The sequence below is a fragment of the Phenylobacterium sp. genome (assembly GCF_004299445.1).
Taxonomy (GTDB): domain Bacteria; phylum Pseudomonadota; class Alphaproteobacteria; order Caulobacterales; family Caulobacteraceae; genus Phenylobacterium.
In genome coordinates this window covers 143,566-166,440 of record NZ_SCTC01000003.1, presented here as the reverse complement: position 1 = coordinate 166,440, position 22,875 = coordinate 143,566, and the positions used below count along the sequence as shown (strand labels likewise).

Genomic DNA, 22,875 nt, shown 5'->3' with positions numbered 1-22,875 from the left:
TCAGGTGTCGAGCGCGGCCAGGACGGCGTCGGTCATGGCGACCGTGCCGATCGGACGCGCCTGAGGGCCGGCGATGTCGGGGGTGCGGAAGCCCTGGCTCAACGTCCGGCGAACCGCGGCGTCCAACTGCAGCGCCAGGTCGGGGCGACCGAAGGAGTGCTTCAGGCACAGGGCGAACGACAGGATGGCCGCCAGCGGATTGGCGACGCCCTGACCGGCGATGTCGGGGGCCGAGCCGTGCACGGGCTCGTAGAGGCCCAGGGCCGAACCGTCGGTGCGAGGCCGTCCCAGAGAGGCCGAGGGCGCCAGGCCAAGCGATCCGGTCAGCATCGCGGCGGCGTCCGACAGGATGTCGCCGAACAGGTTGTCGGTGACGATGACGTCGAACTGTTTGGGTCGGCGCAGCAGCTGCATGGCGCAGTTGTCGGCGTACATGTGGCTGAGTTCGACATCGGGGAACTCGGCGCCGACCTCGGCGGCGACCGTGCGCCAGAGGCGGCCGGTCTCCATGACGTTGGCCTTGTCCACCGAGCAGACCCGGCCGGAGCGGCCCCGGGCCAGTTCGAAGGCGGCGCGGCAGACCCGGGCGATCTCGGCGTCGGTGTAGGCCTGGGTGTCGAAGGCGCGGCGTGCGCCGGTCGCGGTGGTCTCCTGGCCACGCGGCTGGCCGAAGTAGACGCCCGACGTCAGTTCGCGGACGACGACGATGTCGAGGCCGTCGACCAGCTCGGGCCGCAGCGCCGAGGCGTCCGCCAGTTCGGGGTAGGCGATGGCCGGGCGCAGGTTGGCGAAGACGTCGAGCTCGCGGCGCAGACGGATGATGCCCGACTCCGGACGCCGCCCGACCGGCCGCGCGTCCCAACGCTCGCCGCCGACGGCGCCGAAGAGGACGGCGTCAGAGGCCTTCGCTTCGGCGACCACGGCGTCGCTGACCGCCTCGTCGCACGCCTCGATCGCGGCGCCGCCCACCAGGCCGTGGCGGATCTGCAGCGGCCGGCCCAGCCGGGGCGCGAACCAGTCCACGACCCGCAGCGCCTGCTCGGTGACCTCGGGTCCTATGCCGTCGCCGGCCAGCACCAGGAGCTTCAGCGGCGTCTCAGATGCAGCGGCCACCGTCCACCTCCAGGGCCACGCCGGTGATCATCGCCGCGTCCGCCGAGCACAGGAAGGCCGCCGCCGCTCCCATGTCGGCCGGGGTCGACAGCCGGCCCAGCGGGATCGTCGAGACGATGCGGGCGCGCGCCTCGTCGGTGTCGCCGCCGATGAAGGTGGCCAGCATGGGCGTGTCGCCGGCCACCGGGTTCAGCGCGTTGACCCGGATGCCCGCGGGCGCGAGCTCGATCGCCATGGCCTTGGTGGCGGCGATCATCCAGCCCTTCGAGGCGTTGTACCACGTCAGGTTCGGCCGGGGCCGCACGCCGCCGGTCGACGCGATGTTGAGGATCGCCCCGCCGCCCGCCTCGGTCATCGCGGGTACGAAGGCGCGGCTGGTCAGATAAACCGACTTGGCGTTGACCGCGAACAGCCGGTCGAAGGCGTCCTCGGACATCTCGGCGAGCGCGCCCGGCGCCTGGGGCATGCCCGCGTTGTTCACGACGATGCCGATCGGTCCTAGCCGGGCTCGGGCCTCGGCGGCCATGGCGTCCACCTGAGAGGCGACAGAGACGTCGACCGCCAGAGCGACCGCGGCGGAGCCCAGCTCGTCGGCCAGCCGCCGGGCGGCCGCCAGGTCGAGATCGGCGATGGCGACGCGGGCGCCTTCGGCCACGAACCGCCGCACGATGCCCTCGCCGAACCCGGAGGCGCCGCCGGTGACGACCGCGGCCTGGCCGCTGAGCTTGCCCGGATCAGCCATGATGATGCGCCACCGTCTTCAAGGCCGAGAAACCGTAGAGCGCCTCCAGCCCCTTTTCGCGCCCGTGCCCCGATGCGCCCACGCCGCCGAACGGCAGTTCGACGCCGCCGCCCGCGCCGTAGTTGTTGATGAACACTTGCCCCGCCCGCAGGTCGCGCGCCAGCCGCATCTGGCGGTCGCCGTCGCGGGTCCAGACGCCGGCCACCAAGCCGTAGCGGGTGGCGTTGGCCAGCGCGAGGGCCTCAGCCTCGTCCTCGAAGGCGGTGACCAGGGCGACGGGGCCGAAGAGCTCCTCCTGGAACAGCGGATGGTCGGCCGGGACGCCCGTGAAGAGGACCGGGGCGACGTAGTGTCCGCCCGCCGACGCGTCTGGCGCGATACGGCCCTCAGCCACCAGCGTCAGGTCCGTGCGGCCCTGGACGATGAAGGCCTCCACCCGGGCCTTCTGCCGGGCCGAGATCAACGGACCGATGTCGAGGTCGGCCTCGGCGGGACCGGCGACCAGGCCCGCGAAGCGTTCCGCCAGCGCCGCCGCGACCCGGTCGTGGACGCCACGCTGCACCAGGATGCGCGAGGCGGCCGAGCAGGTCTGGCCGGCGTTCTGGATCGCGGCCGTGACCAGCACCGGCAGCGCCTTGTCCAGGTTGGCGTCGTCGAAGACGAGCTGGGGCGACTTGCCGCCCAGTTCGAGCGTGACGCCCACGCCGTTGCGGCCGGCCGCGGCCTGCACCAGGGCGCCGACCGGTCCGGAGCCGGTGAACGAGAGGTGGTCGATGCCGGGATGGCCTGCCAGCGCCGCACCGGCGGTCTCGCCCAGGCCCGTGACGACGTTCACCGCGCCGGACGGCAGCCCGGCCGCCTCCGCCAGGGCCGCGAAGGCCAGCGCCGACAGGCTGGCGTCCTCGGCGGGCTTCACGACCGCGGCGTTGCCCATGGCCAAGGCCGCCACGACCGAGCGGCCGATGATCTGCAGCGGATAGTTCCAGGGGATGATGTGGCCGGTTACGCCGTGGGGTTCGCGCCGGGTGTGGACCGTATAGCCGGGCAGGTAGGGGATGGTCTCGCCCAGCACCTTGTCGGCCGCGCCGGCGTAGAATTCGAGGTAACGGGCGAGGGCGGCGACATCGGCGCGGGCCTGGCGGAGCGGCTTGCCGACGTCGCGCGCTTCGATCAGGGCCAGGCGTTCCGCATGCTCGGCGACGAGACCGCCCAGTCGCGCCAGCAGCCGGCCGCGTTCGGTGGCGCTGAGTCGGCCCCAGTCGCCGTCCAGGGCGGCGCGGGCGGCGCCGACGGCGGCGTCGATATCGTCGGAGTCACCCGCGGCGATATCGCCGACGCGCTCGCCGCTGGACGGGTTCTCGACAGGCAGACGACCGCCGGCGCCGTTGCGCCAGTCGCCGCCGATCCGCAAGCCGTTCCTGTTCAGCTCGACCGCCACGCCGTTTCCCCCGGCGCGATTAAGCCATGCGCCGGACGCCGCGCCTACCCGGCGCCGCGGGGTCTGACGGCGGACTGTCACGAGACTGTCGTTTGGCAGCGTCACGGTGACGTTGTGATGTCGATCCGAGACCGGCGGGCTCCGCCAGATCTGCTCCAGCAGGCCCGTGCGCTGCGCGCCGCGATCCCGCGGCAGACGACGCCTGGCGTCGTCGAGCTCCTGCGCCTCGAGGCCGAGCGGCTGGAGGCGATGGCCGAAGAGTATCGCGCGTCCGCGGCGAGCGGCGTCGGCTCCCAACCCGGTGGCGCGTTCCCTCGCTGACCGACACCGGAGAGCAGCGACCCACGGCGAAATCCTGGGCCGGCGCGACGTCGTGGGCCAGGACGCCAGGTCCTGGACAACGCGGTCGGCAGCGTATCGGATCGCTGGGCTGCGGCGGTCGTCCCCAAAGGGCCGCCGCGGCTCCCGTTTGCTTGCTCGTGGAGTCGTGGCGCGGCCATGCGGATCATCGATCGTGAAGAGGTTGGGCGGCGGCTGACGTACGAGCTGTGCATCCCGCTGGTGCGCGAAGCGATGATCGCATTCTCGAAGGGCGAGACGCTGCAGCACCTGCGCTCGATCCTGCCGCTGGGGCCGAACGGCGTATTCGGGATCATGCCGGGCGCGCTGGCCGAGGGCGGGATGTTCGGCGCCAAGCTGATCGGCGTCTATCCCGGCAACTTCGCCAAGGGACTGCAGTCGCACCAGGGCGTGGTCGTGCTGTTCGAGGGCGAGACCGGCGCGCCGGTGTGCATCGCCCACGCCGGCGAGATCACGGCGATCCGGACCGCGGCGGCGAGCGCGGTGGCGACGGATGCGCTGGCCCGGCCCGAGGCCCACCGTATGGCGATCCTGGGCTACGGCGAACAGGCCGAGACCCACGCACGCGCCATCTCCAAGGTGCGCCCGCTGTCGAAGATCACCGTCTGGGGCCGCGATCCGACCCGCGCCGCCGCGTTCGCCGAGCGGATTGGGGCGGAGCTGGGACTGGCTGTCACCGCGGCGTCCGGCGTCCGCGAAGCCGTGGCCGACGCCGACATCGTCACGGCCGTGACCAACGCCCGAGACCCGATCCTTATGGGCGCCTGGGTCGCGCCCGGGACGCACGTGAACCTGGTGGGGTCCAGCGGGCCTGGGTCGGTGGAAGTGGATCACGACCTGGTGGTGAGATCGCGGTTCATCGCCGATAGCCGCGAGGGCGTGCTGGCGCAGGGCGCGGAGTTCCTGAACGCCAAGGCGGCCGGCCTGATCGGCGACGACCACGTCGTGGGCGAGATCGGAGAGGTCTTGGCCGGCGATCTCGAGGGCCGGCAGTCGGCCGAACAGATCACCGTCTACAAGTCGCTGGGCCACGTGGTGCAGGATCTGGCCGCGGCCAAGGCGCTGTACGAGGCGTCTGACTGAGGCCATCGTTGCGCCTGAGGCCTAGAGCGGGTAGAGCGCGGGCGAACCGCAGGATGTGGACGCCGTGGCCTATCGCCTCGACATGACCGAAACCTTCGCCGGCGTTGCGCCGGTCGCGGTCGGCCGTCCCGCCTCCACGATGATGATCATTACCACCGCCACTTCCGAAGCGGGGCGAACGCACGCGAGTTAAGACCTCCGGCGGATTGCAAGATCAGAACCCCGCTTCCGAAAGGCAGCGGGGTTTTTTGTTGCGCCCTGCCGGTCCCCCTCAAGTCCACAGGAGACCGACCATGACCATGATGATTATCGCCCTTGAGATCCGCCCGATCCGGATGGCGCGCGACGCCGCCAGCGGGAGCAGGCGAGGCGATGACCGATAGCCTTTGCGCGCGCCGCCACTGCTTCGTGGTCGAGGCGACGGATGAATTCGATGCGCTGATCCGCGTGCTGACGCCGTTCGCGGTGCAGGCGGCGCGACTGGCCAGCGTGACCTTGGAGCGTGGGCCGCATGGCGTGCGGATCAGGATCGAGGCCGACGGGCTGTCGACCCGGCGGGCCGAGACGCTGGTGCGGCGGTTGCGCGGGATGCCGTTGGTGCTGGGCGTGGCGATCGGGTGGACTCAGCCGGAGAGGGCGGCGGCTTAGCCGTTCCTCACTGTTGAAGCTTGGAGCGCGTCAGGCGCCCGGCCCGAACCGCGCGACGAGGTCGTAGGCGTCGCCGGGGAAGATCTGGCGGACACGGGTGACGTGGTCGGGGCCGCGCCAGGTGTGGCGGTCCACGATCAGGCAGGCGGTGGCGGGCTCCAGCGCCAGGAGGCGCGCGACATCGGCGTCGGCGTTGGCGGCGCTGATGCGGGTCTCAGCCTCGGTCCAGGCGACATGTTCCAGCAGCCAGGCGCCGGGCGAGGCGGAGGTGAAGTCGGCGGCGGCCATGGCGGGCGCGGCATTCAGACTGACCAGGCGCCGCTCCAGGGCGAAGGGGCGGCCGGCGGCATCGTGCACGCCTTCAAGTTCGAGGAGTTCGCCACCAGCGGCCAACTCGACGTCCTCAGGCGCGTCGCGGCGGGCGGCGCGGACGCGGCGCGACAGCAGGCGGAAGGCGTAGGTCTCGCCACGGGCCAGGATCGAGGCCTGGATATCGGGGATGTTCAGGACCGGCGCGTGCATCCTGGGCATCGCCACGAACGAGCCGGCGCGTCTACGACGTACGATCAGGCCCGCCTCGGCCAGGCCGGCCATGGCCTTGCTCACCGTCATCCGCGCGCAGCCGTACTGGGCCACCAGCTCGGTCTCGAACGGCACACGGTGGCCGGGCGCCCATTCGCCGGAGCGGATGCGGGCCTCGATGTCGGCGCGGATGCGTTGGTGCAGGGGCGCGGTCACGCGCGCACGGCCGTGATCGAAAAGACGCCAGCATCGGTCACTGGACAACTCCGGGGCGGTCCAAATATGTCTAGACTTATTCGAGCGCGTCGCAAATGGCGGGCTCGCCCGGCCCATGCACGCCGTTCCCATACGTCCGCGTTCTCGGAGATCAGACCATGCCCGCGGTGACGCTCCGCCCCGGCGACGTTCCCCTGGAGGACTGGCGCGCCATCTATCGCGGCGCCGACGTGCGCCTGGACCCAGCCTGCGCCGCCGCTGTGGCCGCTAGCGCCGAGGCGGTGGGGCGGATCGTGGCCCGGGGCGAGCCGGCCTATGGGATCAACACCGGGTTCGGAAAGCTGGCGTCGGTGCGGATCGGGGCCGAGGACCTGACGACGCTCCAGCGCAACATCGTTCTGAGCCACGCGGCCGGCGTTGGGGAGCTCTCGCCCGAGCCGGTTGCGCGGCTGATGCTGGCGCTGAAGCTGGCCAGCGTGGCGCAGGGCGCCTCGGGCGTATCGCCGACCACCATCGCGCTGCTGGAAGCCCTGCTGGCCAGACGGCTGACGCCGGTGATCCCGGCGCAGGGCTCGGTCGGCGCGTCGGGCGACCTCGCCCCGCTGGCGCACATGGCCGCGGCCCTGATCGGGGTCGGCGCCATCGACGTGGCGGGCGTGCGCACCCCAGCGGCTGAGGCGCTGGCCGCCGCGGGCCTGAAGCCGCTGACCCTGGGGCCCAAGGAGGGCCTGGCCCTGCTGAACGGCACGCAGTTCTCGACCGCCAACGCCTTGGCCGGCCTGTTCGAGGCCGAACGCGTATTCCAGACGGCCCTCATCACGGGCGCCCTCTCGACCGAGGCGGCGAAGGGCTCGGACACGCCGTTCGATCCCCGCATCCACGCCCTTCGTCGTCAGCCCGGGCAGATCGAGGCCGGCGATGCGCTGCGAGCGCTCATGGCCGGCTCGGCGATCCGGGCCTCGCACCTCAAGGACGACGAGCGCGTGCAGGATCCCTACTGCCTGCGTTGCCAGCCGCAGGTGATGGGGGCGGCGCTGGACGTCCTGCGTCAGGCGGCCACGACGTTGGGCTACGAGGCGAACGGGGTCTCGGACAATCCGCTGATCTTCTCGGATACGGACGAAGCGCTGTCGGGCGGCAACTTCCACGCCGAGCCCGTCGCCTTCGCCGCCGACATGATCGCGCTGACGTTGTGCGAGATCGGGTCGCTGGCCGAGCGGCGGGTGGCCATGCTGGTGGACCCCGCGCTGTCGGGCCTGCCGGCGTTCCTGACTCCGAAGCCGGGGCTGAACTCGGGCTTCATGATCCCGCAGGTGACGGCGGCGGCCCTGGTCTCCGAGAACAAGCAGATGGCCTATCCCGCCAGCGTGGACTCGATCCCCACCTCGGCGAACCAGGAGGATCACGTCTCCATGGCCGCGCACGGCGCGCGGCGGCTGCTGGCGATGGCGAAAAACGTGCAGGCGGTGGTGGGCATCGAGCTGCTGGCCGCCGCCCAGGGCTGTGACTTCCATGCGCCGCTGGTCTCGAGCCCGCCCCTGGAGGCCGTGCGGCGGCTTCTACGGACCCGCGTCCCGCACCTGGAGGACGACCGCCATTTCCATCCCGACCTGATGGCCGCCAACGCGCTGGTCGCTGACGGGGCGGTCGTGGAGGCGGCGGCGCGGACGCTGCCGGGGGTCTAAGCCTTGCCGACCGTCCCGCTGCCCCCACCTTAGGGGGAGGAACATCGGGCGGGGAACAGAATGGCTCAGGCGGGCAAGGCGGTCGTCGTCACGGGCGTGTCGACAGGGATCGGACTGGCGACGGCGAAGGTGCTGGCGGCCAAGGGCTTCCGGGTGTTCGGCAGCGTCCGGAAGGCGGCCGACGCCGAGCGGGTCGCCGCTGAGGTGGGTCCGGCCTTCACCCCGCTGATCTTCGACGTCACCGACGAGGCTGGCGCCCAGGCCGCGGCGCGCACCGTCGAGGCGGCCTTGGGCGGCGCGACCCTGGCGGGCCTGGTGAACAACGCTGGCATCGCGGTGGCCGGGCCCCTGATCCACCTGCCGGTGGATGAGTTCCGCAAACAGCTGGAGGTGAACCTGACCGGCGTGGTCATCGCCACCCAGGCCTTCGCGCCGCTGCTGGGCGCCGGTTCGCCGGTGGCGAAGGACCCGGGCCGGATCGTCAACATCTCGTCGGTCGGCGGCAAGACGGCCAACCCGTTCATGGCGCCCTACAACGTCTCGAAGTTCGGCCTGGAGGGCCTGTCCGAGGCGCTGCGCCGGGAACTGCTGCCGTTCGGCGTCGATGTGATCGTGGTCGCGCCGGGGGCGGTAGCCACGCCCATCTGGGACAAGGCCGACGAGACCGACACCAGCCGCTACGCCAACACCGTCTATGCGCCGGCGCTCGACCGGCTGCGCGGCTACATGCTGCAGCTGGGCCGCTCGGGCCTGCCGCCGGAGCGCATCGGCGAGGTGATCCACACGGCCTTGACGACGGCGAAGCCCAAGGTTCGCTACACCGTGTCGCCCAGCCCGATGCAGGTCTTCATGAGCGAGTACGTGCTGCCGAAGCGGACCATGGACCGGATCGTCGGGAAGCGGTTGGGGCTGATCGGGTAGAGGTTCGACGGCTCACCTCCCCCGCGAAGCGGCGGGAGGGGGACCGTCCGCCGAGCGCAGCGAAGAGCGGATGGTGGAGGGGGCGAGCCTCCTCCGCTGAACTCAAAACAGCCGATCGATCCGCCGAGCCTGAAGTTCGCCCCCTCCACCAATCGCTCTACAGCCGGCTTGCGCCGGCCTCGGCGACCGGTCCCCCTCCCGCCGCTGCGCGGGGGAGGTAAGGCTTTTCGAAAGTTCGGTTCGGAGTCAGGATGCGTCCAACCAGAACAAGGGAGGACGCCATGGCCGTGACTGAACTGACGGGCGAGTTCCGCGTACCGCGCAATGCGTTCCAGCAGGCCCCAGGGTCCATCCACAACGACGCGGTGGCCTCAAAGCTGGGCTTCAAGGGCGGCACGGTGCCAGGATCGGTCCACATGGACCAGTTCGTGCCCATGCTGCTCGAACTGTACGGCGAGCGCTGGTTCCAGCGCGGGGACATGTCACTGCACTTCACACAGGCCACCGTCGACGCCGAGAAGGTGCGGGCTGTGGTGGCGCCTGGCGAAGGCCGGGCGCGCCTTTCGATGTTCAACGAGGGAGGCGCCAAGATCTGCGAGGGCACGGCCAGCGCCAACGCCCCGGACTCGCTGTCCGAGCTGGCCCGCAAGCTGCCGATGCAGACGCCGGCCGAGCCGGGGCGGCTGCGAATCCTGGCCAACCATACCGTGGGCGAGGAGGCGTTCGACATCCCCCTGCGGGTGGAGGTGGAAGACCTTAGGAGCTCGCTGGAGCGGATCACCGAACCGCACCGGCTGTACGCCGAGGAGAATGTCTTGCCGCCGTCGCACCTGGTCCGTCTGGCGCATGGCGCACGCTCGCGGGTGCTGTCCAAAGTGGGGAGCTCGGTCGGGCTGTTCGGCTCGCTGGAGGTGCGCCAGTACCGCGGGCCGCTTCGTGCGGGCGTCGACTACGTGGGCCGCACCAGGATCCTTCGGCTGACCGAGAGCCCGAAGGCCGAGAACGTCTGGTACGATGTCGTCATCGCCGACCCGGCCACCGGCGACGACGTCGGGTGCGTGCAGTTCGTCATCCGCCTGATGAAGGCCTCCTCTGAGCTGTGGGCGGACGGCGCTCGGGCCTAGGACCATCCCTGCCGGGGCCGGCCTGGGCCGGCGTCGGCTTGAGGTCGATGGCCAGCACCACGCCGTCGCCGTCGGGGTCCAGGACCGCGAAGCGGCGGTCAGCGGCCGCGCGCCATTCCTTGGGACTGACGCTCATCGAGAAGTCTGCGTCGGCGCCGCGCACCGGATGGGGTTCGTTGACCAGACCGTAGACGGCCGCGCCCTGATGGCGGTGGTCGGCTTGGTTGCGGCCGGGGGGACCGCGTCGGCCCACGGGCGGCCCGCCGCCCAGGGCGTCGCGGGCGATCTCGGGCACCAGCTGTTCTTCCCAGCGCTGGGCCTCGATCATGCCGAGCTGGCCATTGCCGTCGGCGTCCAGCGCCTTGAACCATATCTCGGCGTCGGTTCGGAACTCGTCGCGGGTCAGGCGTCCGTCGTGGTCGGCGTCGGCCTGGGCGAACCAGGCCGCGACGGGGTAGGGCTGGTCGGGCGGGGCGCGGAAGGGCTGTCCTGCGGGGCTGATGAACAGCTGGGCCCGAGGCGGAGGCGGCCCCCGAGGCTCCTGCGGGCGGACATAGACCTCGTCCGGCGGCGGAGGTTGGAAGGCGGCCGCAGGCCACGCACAGGCGCCGAACGCCAGGACGCCGACCCAGAAGCTTGAACGCATACGACCTTCCCCGACGGTGAGAGCATCAGGTTCCACGCCGAAGGCGGCGACGCAATGTCGCCGCCGCCACAATTCGCACGCGTCAGGCGGTCGCGCCGATGTCCTTGCCCTGCAGCCAGGCCAGCAGGTCGGCGTTGATCACGTCCGGATGGGTGGCGGCCATGCCGTGATCGAAGCCGGGATAGACCTTCAGCGTTCCCTTCTGCAGGAGCTTGATCGCCTTCAGCGCGGAATCGGCGATGGGCACGATCTGATCGTCGTCGCCGTGCATGAGAAGGACGGGCACGTCGATCGTCTTCAGGTCCTCGGTGAAGTCGGTCTCGGAGAAGGCCTTGACGCAGTCGTAGTGCGGCTTGATCCCGCCCATCATCCCCTGCAGCCACCACCTGTCGATGAGGCCCTGATTCACCTTCGCGCCCGGCCGGTTGAAGCCGTAGAACGGACCGGTCGGCAGCACCTTGAAGAAGTTCGAGCGGTCGTTGAGCGTGCCGTCGCGGATGCCGTCGAACACCTCCATCGGCAGGCCTTCGGGGTTGGCGTCGGTTTTCAGCATGATGGGCGGCACCGCGCCCAAGAGGACGCCGGCGGCCGCCCGGTCGCTCCCGTGGCGGCCGAGGTAGCGGGCGACCTCGCCGCCGCCGGTGGAGTGGCCGACGTGGATGGCGTCCTTCAGGTCCAGCGCCAGGACCAGCGCGCGCAGGTCGTCGGCATAGGTGTCCATCTCATTGCCGTCCCACGTCTGGGTCGAGCGGCCATGGCCCCGGCGGTCGTGGGCGATCACCCGGTAGCCGTGGTTGGCGAAGAACATCAGCTGGGCGTCCCAGTCGTCGGACGACAGGGGCCAGCCGTGGCTGAAGACGATGGGCTGTCCGGCGCCCCAGTCCTTGTAGAAGATATCGACGCCGGGCTGGACCGCGATCGTGGGCATGGGGGGCTCCGTGTGTTGGGGAGCCTCACCCTGCGCACGGCCTGTGACGCTTCCAACCCTGGCCCGGGCCGGGCCGGTAAAACCTTCGTGCGACCTCAGTAGGCGCCGAAACGCACGTCACTGCTGCCTGCGGGAAGCTCGATCGTCATCCCGTCCTTGGCCAGGCGCCAGTCCAGCTTGCCGCCGTCCTCCATCCCCTTGGCGAACGTCTCGGGCGAATACATGGGCAGGCCCGCCTGGGTCAGGTGGGTCAGCACCAGCGCCTTCACGCCGGCGGCGCGGGCGAGATCGGCCGCTTCGACCGGTTCGGTATGGTAGGTGACCGTGTCGGCCATGATCGAGCTCAGCCGCGCATTGCCCATGGTCTTCAGGCCCGCGGCCATCTGCCGGGTCATCGCGTTGTTCTGCGCCTCATGGATCAGCACGTCGGCGCCCTTGGCGGCCGCGGCGAGGGGCGGCCATTTGCGGGTGTCGCCGCTGATCACCACCGAGCGGCCCTTGTAGTCGAAGCGGTAGGCGAAGGCCGGGTCGATCGGGTCGTGGGCGACGCGGATGGCCGTGACGGTGAGGTCGCCGTCCTTCCAGGCCACAGCCACCCCGTCGGGCTTGGCGATGGTGACCACCTTGGGCTGCAGCAGGCCGGCAGGCAGTTCGAACGTGGCGCCGTGCTCGTGGTGCGCTTTGCGGAAACGATGGTCGTCCTCGTAGGCGAGGTTCATGCCCTTAGCGAGCTTGTCGACCCCGGCCGGCCCCACGACGGCGAGCGGCTGGGCGCGGCCGCCGACCCAACTCTGCATGTTGAACTCGCCGAGGTCGCCGATGTGGTCGGAGTGAAGGTGGGTGATGAACACCGCCTTGGCCGTCGCGACGGGCACGCGCCAGCTCATCAGGTTTTCGGTGGACTCCGGCCCGACGTCGACGAGGTAGAGGGCCCCACCGACCTGGACGGCCGTGCAGGGCTTGGCGCGGCCCGCGATCGGCAGGGGCCCCGACGTCCCGCAGAAGACCACGCGCAGGCCGTCGAACGCCTGAGCCTTCGCCGTGGCGGGCAGCAGGAGGAGCAGGAGGACGGCGATCAGGCGGGACATGGCGGGACCTCGCGGTGCAATGGGAGGTCAGATATGGCCGAGCTTCCTGTGCGCCGCCATAGCTGACAGCTATCAGGCGGCCGCCATGCGGGGGTTTTGAGTAACAGCGGCCTTGGACAGTTCGGCCATGGCCTTGATCAGCGGCGAGCGCCAGCGCTCGGCGGTGGTCAGCATCCAGCAGGCATACGGGACGTCGAGGGTCGAGGAGACGATCTTCAGCTGGCCATCGCGCAGCTGCGGCTCGAACAGGAACGAGGCGCCCATGGCGATGGTGTCGGTGTCGATCGCGCGCTGGATGATCAAGGCATAGTCGTCGCTGACGAAGGCCCGGAGGTTGTCGGCCTCTTCGCGGGTCATGTCGCCCGCCCACCGCTCGATCCCCGGCAGCACGTTGGGCAGCGCAAAGGGATACGCCAACAGCTCGCGCGGGCCCGCGTCGGCCAACGCCAGCGCCGGGTGGCCCGGACGGACAGCGAGCACGATGGCGTCCTCGAACAGTTTCTTGCGGATCAGTTCGCCATAACGGGCGGCGTGCTCGGAATAGCCGAAGGCCATGTCGACCCGGCCGTCGTGCAGGGCCTTCATCACGCCGGGGCCGGTCTCCTGGATCGTCTCGACGTGCAGCTTGGGGAACCGCAGGGCGACGCGGCGCAGCAGTTCGGGCAGGGGCTTCAGCCGCGAGGCGGGGCCGACGGCGATGCGAACGCGGCCTTCCTCGCCGCGGGCCAGCTGCTCCAGGTCTCGGGACAGGGCGGCCACGCCCTGGAGCAGGGTCTCGGCGCGCTGAGCCACGAAGGCGCCGTAGGCGGTGGGCCGCGCCGCGCCGCCGTTGCGGTCGAACAACTTCAACGACAGCTGCGCCTCGAGCCGGGCGATGCTCTTCGAGAGTGTGGGCTGGGAGATCTGGAGCTTTCGGGCAGCCCCCGAGAACCCGCCCGCACGGCAGATTTCCAGAATCTGTTCGAGATGCCGAAGCTCCATGCCTTGAGGCTATAGCATCGCCGCGCAGGCTTGTGCAGATCACGCGCGTCGTTCCCGCTAGCTTCAAGGCAAACCGGAGCTCAACCGATGCGCAAGACCCTCGTCGCCACCGCCGCCCTTGGTCTGGCGCTGGCCGCCATGCCCGCTCACGCCGCGCCGGCGCGCAAGCCGAACGTGATCGTGATCCTGGCCGACGACCTGGGCTACGGCGACACCGGCGTCTATGGGAGCAAGATCGTCAAGACGCCCAACATCGACGCCTTGGCGCGCGACGGCGTGAGGTTCACGCAGGGCTATGTGAGCCATCCCGTCTGCGCCCCGTCACGGGCGGCGCTGCTGACCGGCCGCTACCAGACCCGGTTCGGCTACGAGTTCAATCCGGTGGGCCGCGACCGCAACGGCGGCGTCTCGCTGGACGAGACCTTCATCGGCCAGGTGATGCAGAAGGCCGGGTATCACACGGGGATGGTGGGCAAGTGGCATCTGGGCCAGTCGGGCGACTACCATCCGGTGGCGCGCGGCTTCGACGAGTACTTCGGCACGACGGCCGGCGCGAACGCTTTTATCGTCGACACCAGACCGGGCGACGAGTTCCACACCCCGCCGGGCGCCGAGGCCACCTACGGGACGGCGGAGGGCGGCACGGGCCTGGGCCCGGGCTCGGAGGCGGCCCAGATGGTGGTCCTGCGCCAACGCTCGCCGATCACGCGCGGGCGTGAGCCGGTCGAGGTGAAGGAGTACCTGACCGACGCCTTCACGAACGAGGCGGTGCGCTTCATCGGGGCGAACAAGGACAAGCCATTCTTCCTCTATCTGGCCCACACCACGCCACACACGCCGCTGCAGGCCCCCGCGAAATACATCGATCGCTACAAGGACGTGCCGAACAAGGGGCAGCGGGTCTACGCCGCCATGGTCTCGGCGCTGGACGACAGCGTGGGCGCCGTGCGCGCCAAGCTGAAAGCCGAAGGGATCGAGAAGGACACGCTGATCGTCCTGCTCTCGGACAACGGTTGCGCGGGCTACATCGGCGACGCCTGCACAAACGCGCCGCTCAACGGCTACAAGGGCACGCACCTGGAGGGGGGCGTCCGGGTGCCCTTCGTCATGGCCTGGCCGGGCCACATCCAGCCGAAAGTGGAGACGCGGGTGGTGTCCAGCCTGGACATCGCGCCCACCGCGGCGGCGCTTGCCGGCGCGACGATGCCCAAGGGCTCGGACGGCGTGAACCTGATCCCGTACCTGACCGGCAAGAACGCTGCGACGCCAAACCCCACGCTGTACTGGCGCTCGGGCCCCAACTTCGCCATCCGCGACGGCGATTGGAAGATGTGGATGGTCAACCGCGCCGACCCGACCGAGCAGGCCAGCACCGGGTCCAGCATCACGCCGGACGGCGTGAAGGCGACGATGTCGCCGCTGGGGCGGTTCGTGATGCTCTACAATCTCAAGGACGACCCCAGCGAGACCCGGAACCTGGCGAAGGAGCAGCCGGACGTCGTGGCGCGTCTTCAGGCCAAGATCGAGGCCTGGGACAAGGCCAACGTGCCGGCGCAGTGGACCAGCATGCGGCAGTCGACGCGGCGGATCGAAGGCGAGCTGGTGAAGCTGTATCCCTGACATAGCCGATGGCTATCCGGCGATGGCGTGGCGGCGCGCGTGGGCCTGTGCCAGCTTGCGCCGACACCCGGAGTTCGACCCTGCCCAAGTCGCTGACCGCCGCCAACGATCCCGCCCCGCCGGTCACCGAGCGCGAAGCCGAGCGCCGCGAGCAGTTCATGCGGGTGGCCGCCGCGGTGTTCCGCCAGCACGGCCTGGCGCGCGCCACGATGGAGCAGGTGGCCGCCGCGGCGGGGGTGACCAAGGTGGTGCTCTACCGACGCTTCCCCTCGAAGGACGCGCTGATCCTGGCGATTTTCGCCGAGGCTGTGCGCAGACTGAAGGCCCAGGACGCCAAGCCCTGGACCGGCTACGGCGGCGGCATGCGGCGCGCGCTGGCGGCCGCGCGCAGCTTCGAGGACGGCTTCATCCTGCTGGTGCGCCACGGCGACCAGAACCCGGCCTACCAGGCCAGCCATGCGGCGCTGCGGCTGCGCACCGGCCTGCGGCTTCGGTCGCTGCTCTGGTATCCCGACCCGCCGCCGCCCCGGGGCCGCCGGCCCGCGCTGCTGGAGCTGTCGCTCGAGCCGATGATCTCGTTCTGCAACGACGCCCTGGCCTACTGGGTCGAACAGGGCGACCCGGAGAAGGACGAGCTGTTCATCCGCTGGTGCGGCCAGATGATCCGCGCGTGGCGGCACAACGCCGCCGAGCTGCTCGACCTGGATTCGCCCGAGCAGGAATGGCCGTTCGACACCGAGGGCCTGCTCCCGTGAGCGGCGGCCCCAGAGAGCTTGGAGGAGCAGCATGGTGAGCCGCAGGGAAGCCCTGATCGGGGCCGGGGTCGCTATGGCCGCGGCGACGGACGCCGCCGGCCAGCCGGTCAAGGCGCCGGCCGTGAAGCCCGAACATGCGAAGTTCGCCGCCGAGATCGCCGCGGCGCAGGGGCGATTGGATGCGTTCATGACCGCGTTCAACGCCCGCGACATCCCGGCCTACGAGGCGACGTTCAACTTCCCGCATGTGCGCTTCGCGTCCGGCAGGGTGACGATCATCAACCCCGGCTTCCACAAGCCCGAGATGTTCACGACCGGCTCGCTGGCCGACTGGGACCATTCGGCCTGGGCCCGGCGTGACGTGATCCATGCCGGCGCCGACAAGGTGCATATCGACACGCGGTTCAACCGCTACCGCAAGGACGGCAGCGTGATCGGCGGCTTCGATTCCGTCTACATCGTGACGCGGGTGGACGGGCGCTGGGGTATCCAGGGCCGGTCGAGCTTCGCGCCCTAGAGCGGCACCAGCAGGGTCGAGTCGTTCCAGGTGTCGCGCGTGATCAGTTGGCGGCGCTGGAAGGCGGCCATGGCGGCGGTGTCGGGGTTGCGGGACGCTTCCCAGACGCCGTGGTCCTTGTAGCGGGTCAGCAGCAGAAGACGCGTCTGGCCGGCGGCCTTGTCGGCGGCGGTTTGTTCGGCGGTGAACAGGCCGAAGATGTTGGTGTCGAAGCGGGCCTCGAAGTCGCGCCAGCCGGTGGTCGACAGCTCGACGAACTCGGCTAGGTCCTTCGTGGCGATGACGAACCAGCGGTGGACGTAGATCCCGCCGGGCTTGAGCCGGTCGGTGGGCGAGGGCCGCGCGGTCGCCTGCAGGCGGTGGCGCCCGACGGACTTCACGCCCGGCGCCGTGGCGAGCGCCGCCATCGCCTTGTCCCGGCCCTTTGCGTCGGGCGACCAGCCGACCAGCAGCGCCGCCTGCCGTGCATGCCAACCGATCTGCGGGCTGAAGAGCCCCAGCGGCGTTCCGCCCGCGTTGTCCAGCCCTGCCGCGCGGACGTGGTCGGCGAAGGCGCGGGTCGGCGGCGCTCCGGGCGCCGCGTCGAGGTCGAGCAACAGGTAGTCGTACACACGTGTCTCCGCTGCCTTGGCGGCCGGTGCGAGCAGGACAGCGCCAGCGGCGGCGAGCCAGCGGCGGCGATCGATGGCGGTCATGATCCGACAGTCCCGCCCGCGTCGCGCACGCGTCAAGGGGACAGGGCGCTATGGCTCCAAGCCCCGCAGGCATTGGAAATCGCCGGTCCCCGCCGATAGCGTCGGATCGCTGTCACGCTTCGGTAACGGTCGGTCGCCGGGGCCGGGCAATCGAGAAAATCTGTGGGCGGCGAAACTTTATTCCTACTGATTTGATGGGAATAAAAATCTACCCAGGGCCCTCCGTTCAAGGGGCCATTGTGAGTGAGGGGGAAGACATGAACCAACGGATGCTGACAGCGCGCGCGTCGATCGTGGCGCTGTGCTGCGCGATCGCGTCTCCTGCGCTGGCGCAGGCCTCGGACGACAGCCAGGTCGAGGAAGTGCTGGTCACGGCCCGCAAGCGCGAGGAGCGTCTGCGCGATGTGCCGGTGGCGGCCACCGCGTTGGGCGCCGAGGACATCCAGGCGCAGGGCGGGCTGGCCAACGCCCAGCAGCTGCTCTCGAATTCGCCGGGCGTGAACTTCGCCAACACGTCCAACGCCCTGACGTCCGATGTCTCGATCCGCGGATCGGGGACCTCGCGCGCAACCAACGCCGAAGCCGGCGTCGGCCTGTTCCGGAACGGCGCGTTCATCGGCGGCGGCAACGTGGCGGGGCGCACCTTCAGCGGCATCGACCTGTTCGACATCCAGCGCGTCGAGGTGCTGCGCGGCGTTCAGGGGGGCCTGGGCGGCCGCAACGCCTCAGGCGGAACCATCAACGTCGTTTCGGCCCGGCCGACCGACAAGTTCGAGGGCTATGTGCTGGGCACTGTCGGCTCGCACCAGAAGCGCGAAGTCGAGGTGGTGGCCAACCTGCCCATCAACGAGAACTGGTCCACCCGCCTCAGCGTCGCCCTGGGCGACCAGGACAAGGGCTTCTACCACCTCTACACCATCGACCGGTACGCCGACGCCACCTACCGCCAGTTCTTCCGCGGTCAGGTCCGCTACGACAGCGGCCCGTTCACGGCGAACCTGATGCTCGAGCGGTCGAACGAGCGTGTGCCGGGCCTCGTCTACCAGGTCGTCGCCTTCGCCAACGCGAACTTCCCCCAGGGCTATTTCACCGACAAGTACCGGACGCCCTGGAACACCGACTCCACGGGCAAGCAGCGCCTCAGCAACCTGGAATTCACCACCGAGACCGACCTCGGCTGGGCGACGCTGTCGACCATCGTCAACCTGCGCGACCGACGGGGCCAGAACCAGTATGACCGGGACGCGCTGTCGCGACCGTTCTTTGACGAGCTGGCGGCGATGCCGGGGCGCGTGTCGGCCTCGGGCCTAACCCAGATCCGCAACGCCGACTACAACCAAGGTGGCGACCAGATCGACCACGCCCGGATCAGCTACTACGACGCCCATCTCGTCGGTGAGACGAACGGCTTCAACTGGGTGGCCGGCGGCGAGTGGTACCTGCTGAACGACACCACCTCGAACATCCTGGGCAAGTCGCCGACGGCGGCGAGCAACAACTTCGGCACCATCACCCGCGGCCGGTCGCGCTATTCGTCGTACGCGGTCTATGGCTCGGTGGACCGTGACCTGACGGAGCAACTGAAGGTCTCGGGCGACCTGCGCTACACCCACGACGACCGCAACTTCCTGGCCCGCCAGTTCCTCTATGTGACCGACATCCCGGTCGTCGGCGCGGCGGTCAACCCGACCGGGTCGCGGACGCAAAGCAACGTCTCGTACACCGCCACGGTATCGTACAAGCCGACCTCGCTGATGATGATGTACGCCAAGATCGGCTCGGCCTACCGGGCCGGCGGCTTCAACGGCAATCTCGGCGACCCGCGCCAGGACCCCGCACTCGCCCCGCCGCCGGAGTTCGACAACGAGACGGTCACGGCCTACGAGGTCGGGTTCAAGGGCAACCTGGGCCCCAGCGTCTACGTCACCGGCGCCGCCTACTCGAACAAGTACAAGAACCTCGTCATCCAGGGCGACAACGGCTGCCGCGCCAACAATCCGGCGTGCCCTGTCCAGGCGACCTCGTACGCGTTCAACGCCGGCCCTGCACGGCTGTGGGGCATCGAACTGGAAGCCACGGCGCGAGCCGAGTTGGCGGGTGGCAACCTGCGGGTCACGGTAGGCGGCTCTCGTCAGGGGGGCCACGTCACTGCGGGCCGCTACGATGGCTTCAAGCAGCCGCAGCAGCCCAAGTGGACCGAGACGTTCACCGTCAACTATCGCCGCGACATCACCGATGACGTCAGCGGCTATGTGAACATCAACGGCAGCGCGCGGCAGGGCGGCGTGCAGGAGGCCAACCAGACCACGTTGCTGCACGACTACGTGCTGTTCAATGTGCGCGCGGGCGTCACCTGGCAGCAGTTCGACCTGACCGGCTTCGTGAACAACGCGGGCCAGGAGAACTACCTCGTGTTCCATGCGCCGTCGGCCACCGGCGACGTGCGCCGCTACAACCTGCCCCGCACCTGGGGCGCCCAGCTGCGGTACAAGTGGTGAGACTTGGCGGGCTGATCCTGGCGGCGGCGCTTGTTCTGGCGCCGCTCGCCGCCCGGGCCGTCGAGGTCGACGTCGTGCGAGGCGAATGGACCGACGCGGCGCGGGGCGGGCGGGTCGTGCCCTACAAGCTGTACCTGCCGAAGGGCGCGGGGCCGTTCCCGGTGGTGGTGCACAGCCACGGCCTGGGCGGCAACCGCGAAGCCTCGACCTACATCCTGCAGACGGTGGCCGAGGCGGGCTATGTGGTGGTGACCCTGCAGCATGCGGGGTCGGACAGCGGCATCCTGGGCGGGGGCGGCCGACCGGCCACCGAGGCCGGGGTCGTGGCTGCAGGCCGGGCCGGCATGACCGCTGAGGCGGCACAGGGCCGCTACGGCGACCTGCCGTTCGCGCTGGACCAGATTGCGAAAGATCCGGCGCTGAAGGGCAGGGTGGACCTGGCCCACATCGGAATGTCGGGCCATTCGTTCGGCGCGCTGTCGACCCTGACGGCGGTGGGCCAGCGGCTGGCCTCGGCGCCGGGCGAGACCCGCTTCGCCGAACCCCGGATCAAGGCTGCGATCGCCTACAGCCCGAACAAGCCGCGGGGCGACGATCCGAAGGGGGCGTTCGCGCGGGTCAAGACGCCGATGCTCCACTTTACAGGGACGGCGGACTCCACGCCCTTCGACCTCGAAAGGACGCCGTTCGAACGGACCACGCCGTACCAGGCGATTTCGGGCGCCGACCAGTATCTGATCATCCTCGACGACGCCGACCACGCGCTGTTCGGCGGCCGCCGCGTCGTCACCGGCCAGCTGAAGCCGATCGACCCGCCGCAGATGGAGATCGTGAAGGCCGAGACCATCCGATTCTGGAACGCCTACCTCAAGGGCGACAAGGCGGCGTTGGCCGAGCTTTGCACGCTGCCCAAGCGGCTGGACCCGGCGGGCGACGGCTATGTAAAGGCTCAGCGCTGCGGACCTCCGACGCCCATCGCGCCGGTGGACGGCCTGCGCTAGCGTCGCGGCATGGACCCTCTCACCGCCTCCCGCCGCGCTGTCCTGGGCGCGGGCGCGTTACTCGCCGCGGGACCCGCCATGGCCTCCGGGCCGAACGCTGAGGCCGAGGCCAAGCGCATCCTCGAACGCTATCAGTCATTCGGCGACAAGGCCTCGGGCGGGCCGGGCGACGAGGCCTCGGGCGCCTGGCTGGAGGGGGAACTCAAGGCCCTGGGCTACGCCGTCAAGCGCCAGTCGTTCGAGGCTCCGGCCTATGACGGCGAGGCCACGCTGTCGATGGGCGCGACGACGGCGGGGGTCATTCCCCAGGCGATCGTGACGTCCACGCCGGCCGGCGGGATCACCGGGCCGCTCCACGCCGGCGACCGGGACGGGGGCATCGCCGTGGTCGTCCTACCCTACGCCCGCTGGTCGACGGCGCTGGCGGTCGAACAGCGGCTGAAGTCCGTGAAGGGCGACGCGGTCGTCCTGGTGACCACCGGGCCCACGGGCGAGGCTGTCGCGCTGAATACTCCAGCCGACCGCAAGCTGTTTGGCCGGCCCGTGGCGGTGCTGGCGCCGAAGGAGGCCGCGCCCTTCCTGGCGGCCGCCGCCAAGGGCGAGACGGCGACGCTCAACATGTCGGGCCGCTCGTACCGCCGGCCGGCCTACAACGTGACCGCCACCCTGGACCGTGGCGCTGGCCGCTGGCTGGTGCTGTCGACGCCACGCTCGGGTTGGTTCGGATGCGTGGGCGAGCGGGGCTCGGGCCTCGCGGTCTGGCTGATGCTGACGGCCTGGGCGGCGAAGACGAAGCTGCCGGCCAACGTCGCGCTCGTGGCCACCAGCGGGCATGAGTACGAGTACCAGGGGGGCGAGCTCTACATCCACGGCTGGGCGCCGAAGCCGCAGGACACCGCGCTCTGGGTCCACCTGGGCGCCAACGTGGCCACGCGCGACTGGCACGAGCGCGGCGCCCTGCTGTCACCCCTGCCAAGCGCGGATCCCCAGCGGTTCCTGCTGGGCGCGCCCAAGCTGGTCCCGGCGATGAAGGCGGCTTTCGCCGGACTGCCAGGCCTGGAGACCCCCTATCCGGCCGATCCGAAGCTCGCTGCGGGCGAATTGGGTAGCATCCTCGCCGCGGGCTACGATCCGGCGATGGGCATCTTTGGCTCGCACCGGTATCACCACACCAAGAGCGACGACCTGCGCTGCGTGTCGCCGGCCCTGGTTCCTCCGGTGGTCGACGCCTTTGCGAAAGTGATCGCCGCCGCCCTGTAGGGAGGAGGACCACAGTGACCTATCGCATCCTGGGTGGGCTGGGCTCGCCGTACTCGATGAAGATGCGGGCGATCCTGCGCTATCGGCGGCTGCCGTTTCACTGGATTCAGATGACCCCGCAGAACGACGCCGAGCGGGCGTTGGTGAAGCCCGCCGTGATCCCGGTGATCCAGTATCCGGAAGGGGACTACCACAACGACTCAACGCCCATGATCTTCGACCTCGAGGCGCGCCACGAGGGCCGGGGCATAGTGCCCCCGGATCCGGGCGACGCCTTCCTGGCCTACCTGCTCGAGGACATGGCCGACGAGTTCGGCACAAAGCTGATGTTCCATTACCGCTGGGACGCTGAGCGCGACCAGATCCGCATGAGCGAGTGGCTGGCCTACGACCGGGGCGTCGCCGGGTACGACGGCATCAAGAAATTCGCCGACTTCTTCCGCGACCGTCAGGTGGGGCGCATGCCGATCGTGGGCTGCACCAAGGAGAACGCGCCGGTCATCGAGGACGCCATGCGCCGGCTCTGCGCGATCTTCGAGGCGCATGTGCTGGAGCGGCCCTACTTCTTCGGCTCGCGTCCCTCGCTGGCCGAGTTCGGCTGGTACGGCCAATTCACTCAGCTCGCCAACGACCCGACGCCGGCCGAGCTGATGCGCGAGATCGCGCCCTTCACCTATCGCTGGCTGATGCACCTGGACGACGCCTCGGGGATCGAGGGGGAATGGCGAGCGGCGGGCGAGCCGCTGGCGCCCGCCGTGCAACAGCTTCTGGCCTTCGCCGGCGAGGTCTACATGCCCTTCCTGCTGGCCAACGACGCGGCGCTGCGAGCGGGGGAGGAGACCTTCACCGTCGAGCTGCTGGGTCGGCCCTATTCCCAAGGAACGTTCAGGTATCAGGCGAAGTGCCTGGAGAACCTGCGCCGCGCCTACGCCGACCTGCCGGCCGAGGCGAGCGCGCGGGTGACGCCGATGCTGGAGCAGGCCGGCGCGCTCTCAGCGCTGACGCGGAGCGCGCAACCGGCCTAAAAGGGTGGG

At 70.1% G+C, this 22,875-nt stretch carries 23 protein-coding genes; 14 read left to right on the top strand and 9 right to left on the bottom strand.

Translation table 11 applies throughout. The annotated features are described in order from the left end of the window. The 3 genes from leuB to EPN98_RS01030 are packed head-to-tail and all read right to left on the bottom strand — an operon-like array spanning position 1 to position 3,293. Entirely contained in the window at positions 1–1,113 is a 1,113-nt protein-coding gene (gene leuB / locus EPN98_RS01040) for a 3-isopropylmalate dehydrogenase (protein WP_293359033.1), read from the bottom strand. Continuing rightward, a complete protein-coding gene (locus tag EPN98_RS01035; RefSeq protein ID WP_293359030.1) occupies positions 1,097–1,855 on the bottom strand; it encodes a glucose 1-dehydrogenase in 759 nt (252 codons plus the stop codon). Before EPN98_RS01035 ends, leuB begins: the two co-directional genes overlap by 17 nt. Then, positions 1,848–3,293 (bottom strand): aldehyde dehydrogenase family protein, encoded by a 1,446-nt coding sequence (locus tag EPN98_RS01030; protein WP_293359028.1) that lies wholly within the window; start codon positions 3,291–3,293, stop codon positions 1,848–1,850. The genes EPN98_RS01035 and EPN98_RS01030 overlap by 8 nt, the downstream gene beginning before the upstream one ends. Positions 3,294–3,410: 117 nt before the next feature. On the opposite strand from EPN98_RS01030, the gene EPN98_RS01025 reads away from it, so the two are divergent. The 4 genes from EPN98_RS01025 (at position 3,411) to EPN98_RS01010 (ending at position 5,384) form a co-directional block, all read left to right on the top strand. Next, positions 3,411–3,614 (top strand): hypothetical protein, encoded by a 204-nt coding sequence (locus tag EPN98_RS01025; RefSeq protein WP_293359025.1) that lies wholly within the window; start codon positions 3,411–3,413, stop codon positions 3,612–3,614. 177 nt (positions 3,615–3,791) lie between these two features. After that, a complete protein-coding gene (locus EPN98_RS01020; protein WP_293359022.1) occupies positions 3,792–4,736 on the top strand; it encodes an ornithine cyclodeaminase family protein in 945 nt (314 codons plus the stop codon). A gap of 64 nt (positions 4,737–4,800) precedes the next feature. Then, on the top strand, positions 4,801–4,929 hold the full coding sequence (locus EPN98_RS01015) for a hypothetical protein (protein WP_293359019.1): 129 nt from the start codon (positions 4,801–4,803) through the stop codon (positions 4,927–4,929). A gap of 179 nt (positions 4,930–5,108) precedes the next feature. Beyond that, positions 5,109–5,384, top strand: a complete 276-nt coding sequence (locus tag EPN98_RS01010) for a hypothetical protein (protein WP_293359016.1) — start codon at positions 5,109–5,111, stop codon at positions 5,382–5,384. A 30-nt stretch (positions 5,385–5,414) separates the two neighbouring features. Here EPN98_RS01010 and hutC read toward each other — a convergent pair whose 3' ends face one another. Then, the gene (gene hutC, locus EPN98_RS01005; RefSeq protein ID WP_293359013.1) at positions 5,415–6,122 is read right to left on the bottom strand and encodes a histidine utilization repressor; all 708 of its coding nucleotides are present in this window, start codon (positions 6,120–6,122) and stop codon (positions 5,415–5,417) included. 158 nt (positions 6,123–6,280) lie between these two features. On the opposite strand from hutC, the gene hutH reads away from it, so the two are divergent. The 3 genes from hutH (at position 6,281) to EPN98_RS00990 (ending at position 9,852) form a co-directional block, all read left to right on the top strand. Next, on the top strand, positions 6,281–7,807 hold the full coding sequence (gene hutH / locus EPN98_RS01000; protein ID WP_293359010.1) for a histidine ammonia-lyase: 1,527 nt from the start codon (positions 6,281–6,283) through the stop codon (positions 7,805–7,807). A 60-nt stretch (positions 7,808–7,867) separates the two neighbouring features. Next, positions 7,868–8,728, top strand: a complete 861-nt coding sequence (locus EPN98_RS00995) for an SDR family NAD(P)-dependent oxidoreductase (protein ID WP_293359007.1) — start codon at positions 7,868–7,870, stop codon at positions 8,726–8,728. Positions 8,729–9,009: 281 nt separating this feature from the next. Next, positions 9,010–9,852, top strand: a complete 843-nt coding sequence (locus EPN98_RS00990; protein ID WP_293359005.1) for a hypothetical protein — start codon at positions 9,010–9,012, stop codon at positions 9,850–9,852. On the opposite strand, the gene EPN98_RS00985 is transcribed toward EPN98_RS00990, so the two are convergent. From EPN98_RS00985 to EPN98_RS00970, 4 genes are all read right to left on the bottom strand, one after another. Next, positions 9,797–10,498: an EF-hand domain-containing protein gene (locus tag EPN98_RS00985; RefSeq protein ID WP_293359002.1), complete on the bottom strand. Its 702-nt coding sequence runs from the start codon at positions 10,496–10,498 to the stop codon at positions 9,797–9,799. The genes EPN98_RS00990 and EPN98_RS00985 overlap by 56 nt on opposite strands. Positions 10,499–10,580: 82 nt before the next feature. After that, on the bottom strand, positions 10,581–11,426 hold the full coding sequence (locus tag EPN98_RS00980; RefSeq protein WP_293358999.1) for an alpha/beta hydrolase: 846 nt from the start codon (positions 11,424–11,426) through the stop codon (positions 10,581–10,583). Positions 11,427–11,521: 95 nt separating this feature from the next. Continuing rightward, entirely contained in the window at positions 11,522–12,514 is a 993-nt protein-coding gene (locus tag EPN98_RS00975) for an MBL fold metallo-hydrolase (protein ID WP_293358996.1), read from the bottom strand. Between the two features lie 72 nt (positions 12,515–12,586). Next, the gene (locus EPN98_RS00970; protein ID WP_293358994.1) at positions 12,587–13,495 is read right to left on the bottom strand and encodes a LysR family transcriptional regulator; all 909 of its coding nucleotides are present in this window, start codon (positions 13,493–13,495) and stop codon (positions 12,587–12,589) included. A gap of 87 nt (positions 13,496–13,582) precedes the next feature. Here EPN98_RS00970 and EPN98_RS00965 point away from each other — a divergent pair, with 87 nt between their 5' ends. Genes EPN98_RS00965 through EPN98_RS00955 form a run of 3 tightly spaced genes read left to right on the top strand, consistent with a single transcriptional unit; the run spans position 13,583 to position 16,387 of the window. After that, on the top strand, positions 13,583–15,115 hold the full coding sequence (locus EPN98_RS00965) for a sulfatase-like hydrolase/transferase (protein ID WP_293358992.1): 1,533 nt from the start codon (positions 13,583–13,585) through the stop codon (positions 15,113–15,115). A gap of 8 nt (positions 15,116–15,123) precedes the next feature. Beyond that, positions 15,124–15,870, top strand: a complete 747-nt coding sequence (locus tag EPN98_RS00960; protein WP_293358989.1) for a helix-turn-helix domain-containing protein — start codon at positions 15,124–15,126, stop codon at positions 15,868–15,870. Positions 15,871–15,904: 34 nt separating this feature from the next. Further along, positions 15,905–16,387, top strand: a complete 483-nt coding sequence (locus EPN98_RS00955) for a hypothetical protein (protein WP_293358985.1) — start codon at positions 15,905–15,907, stop codon at positions 16,385–16,387. On the opposite strand, the gene EPN98_RS00950 is transcribed toward EPN98_RS00955, so the two are convergent. Then, positions 16,384–17,082: a hypothetical protein gene (locus EPN98_RS00950; protein ID WP_293358982.1), complete on the bottom strand. Its 699-nt coding sequence runs from the start codon at positions 17,080–17,082 to the stop codon at positions 16,384–16,386. The genes EPN98_RS00955 and EPN98_RS00950 overlap by 4 nt on opposite strands. A gap of 257 nt (positions 17,083–17,339) precedes the next feature. On the opposite strand from EPN98_RS00950, the gene EPN98_RS00945 reads away from it, so the two are divergent. From EPN98_RS00945 to EPN98_RS00930, 4 genes are read left to right on the top strand one after another with little or no spacing between them, the layout of a single operon-like run. After that, a complete protein-coding gene (locus EPN98_RS00945) occupies positions 17,340–19,580 on the top strand; it encodes a TonB-dependent receptor (RefSeq protein ID WP_293358979.1) in 2,241 nt (746 codons plus the stop codon). Next, on the top strand, positions 19,577–20,581 hold the full coding sequence (locus EPN98_RS00940) for a hypothetical protein (protein WP_293358976.1): 1,005 nt from the start codon (positions 19,577–19,579) through the stop codon (positions 20,579–20,581). Before EPN98_RS00945 ends, EPN98_RS00940 begins: the two co-directional genes overlap by 4 nt. Positions 20,582–20,590: 9 nt before the next feature. Then, positions 20,591–21,841, top strand: coding sequence for a hypothetical protein (locus tag EPN98_RS00935; protein WP_293358973.1), 1,251 nt, complete (start codon positions 20,591–20,593; stop codon positions 21,839–21,841). A gap of 14 nt (positions 21,842–21,855) precedes the next feature. Beyond that, positions 21,856–22,866 (top strand): glutathione S-transferase N-terminal domain-containing protein, encoded by a 1,011-nt coding sequence (locus tag EPN98_RS00930; RefSeq protein WP_293358970.1) that lies wholly within the window; start codon positions 21,856–21,858, stop codon positions 22,864–22,866. Positions 22,867–22,875: the final 9 nt, after the last annotated feature.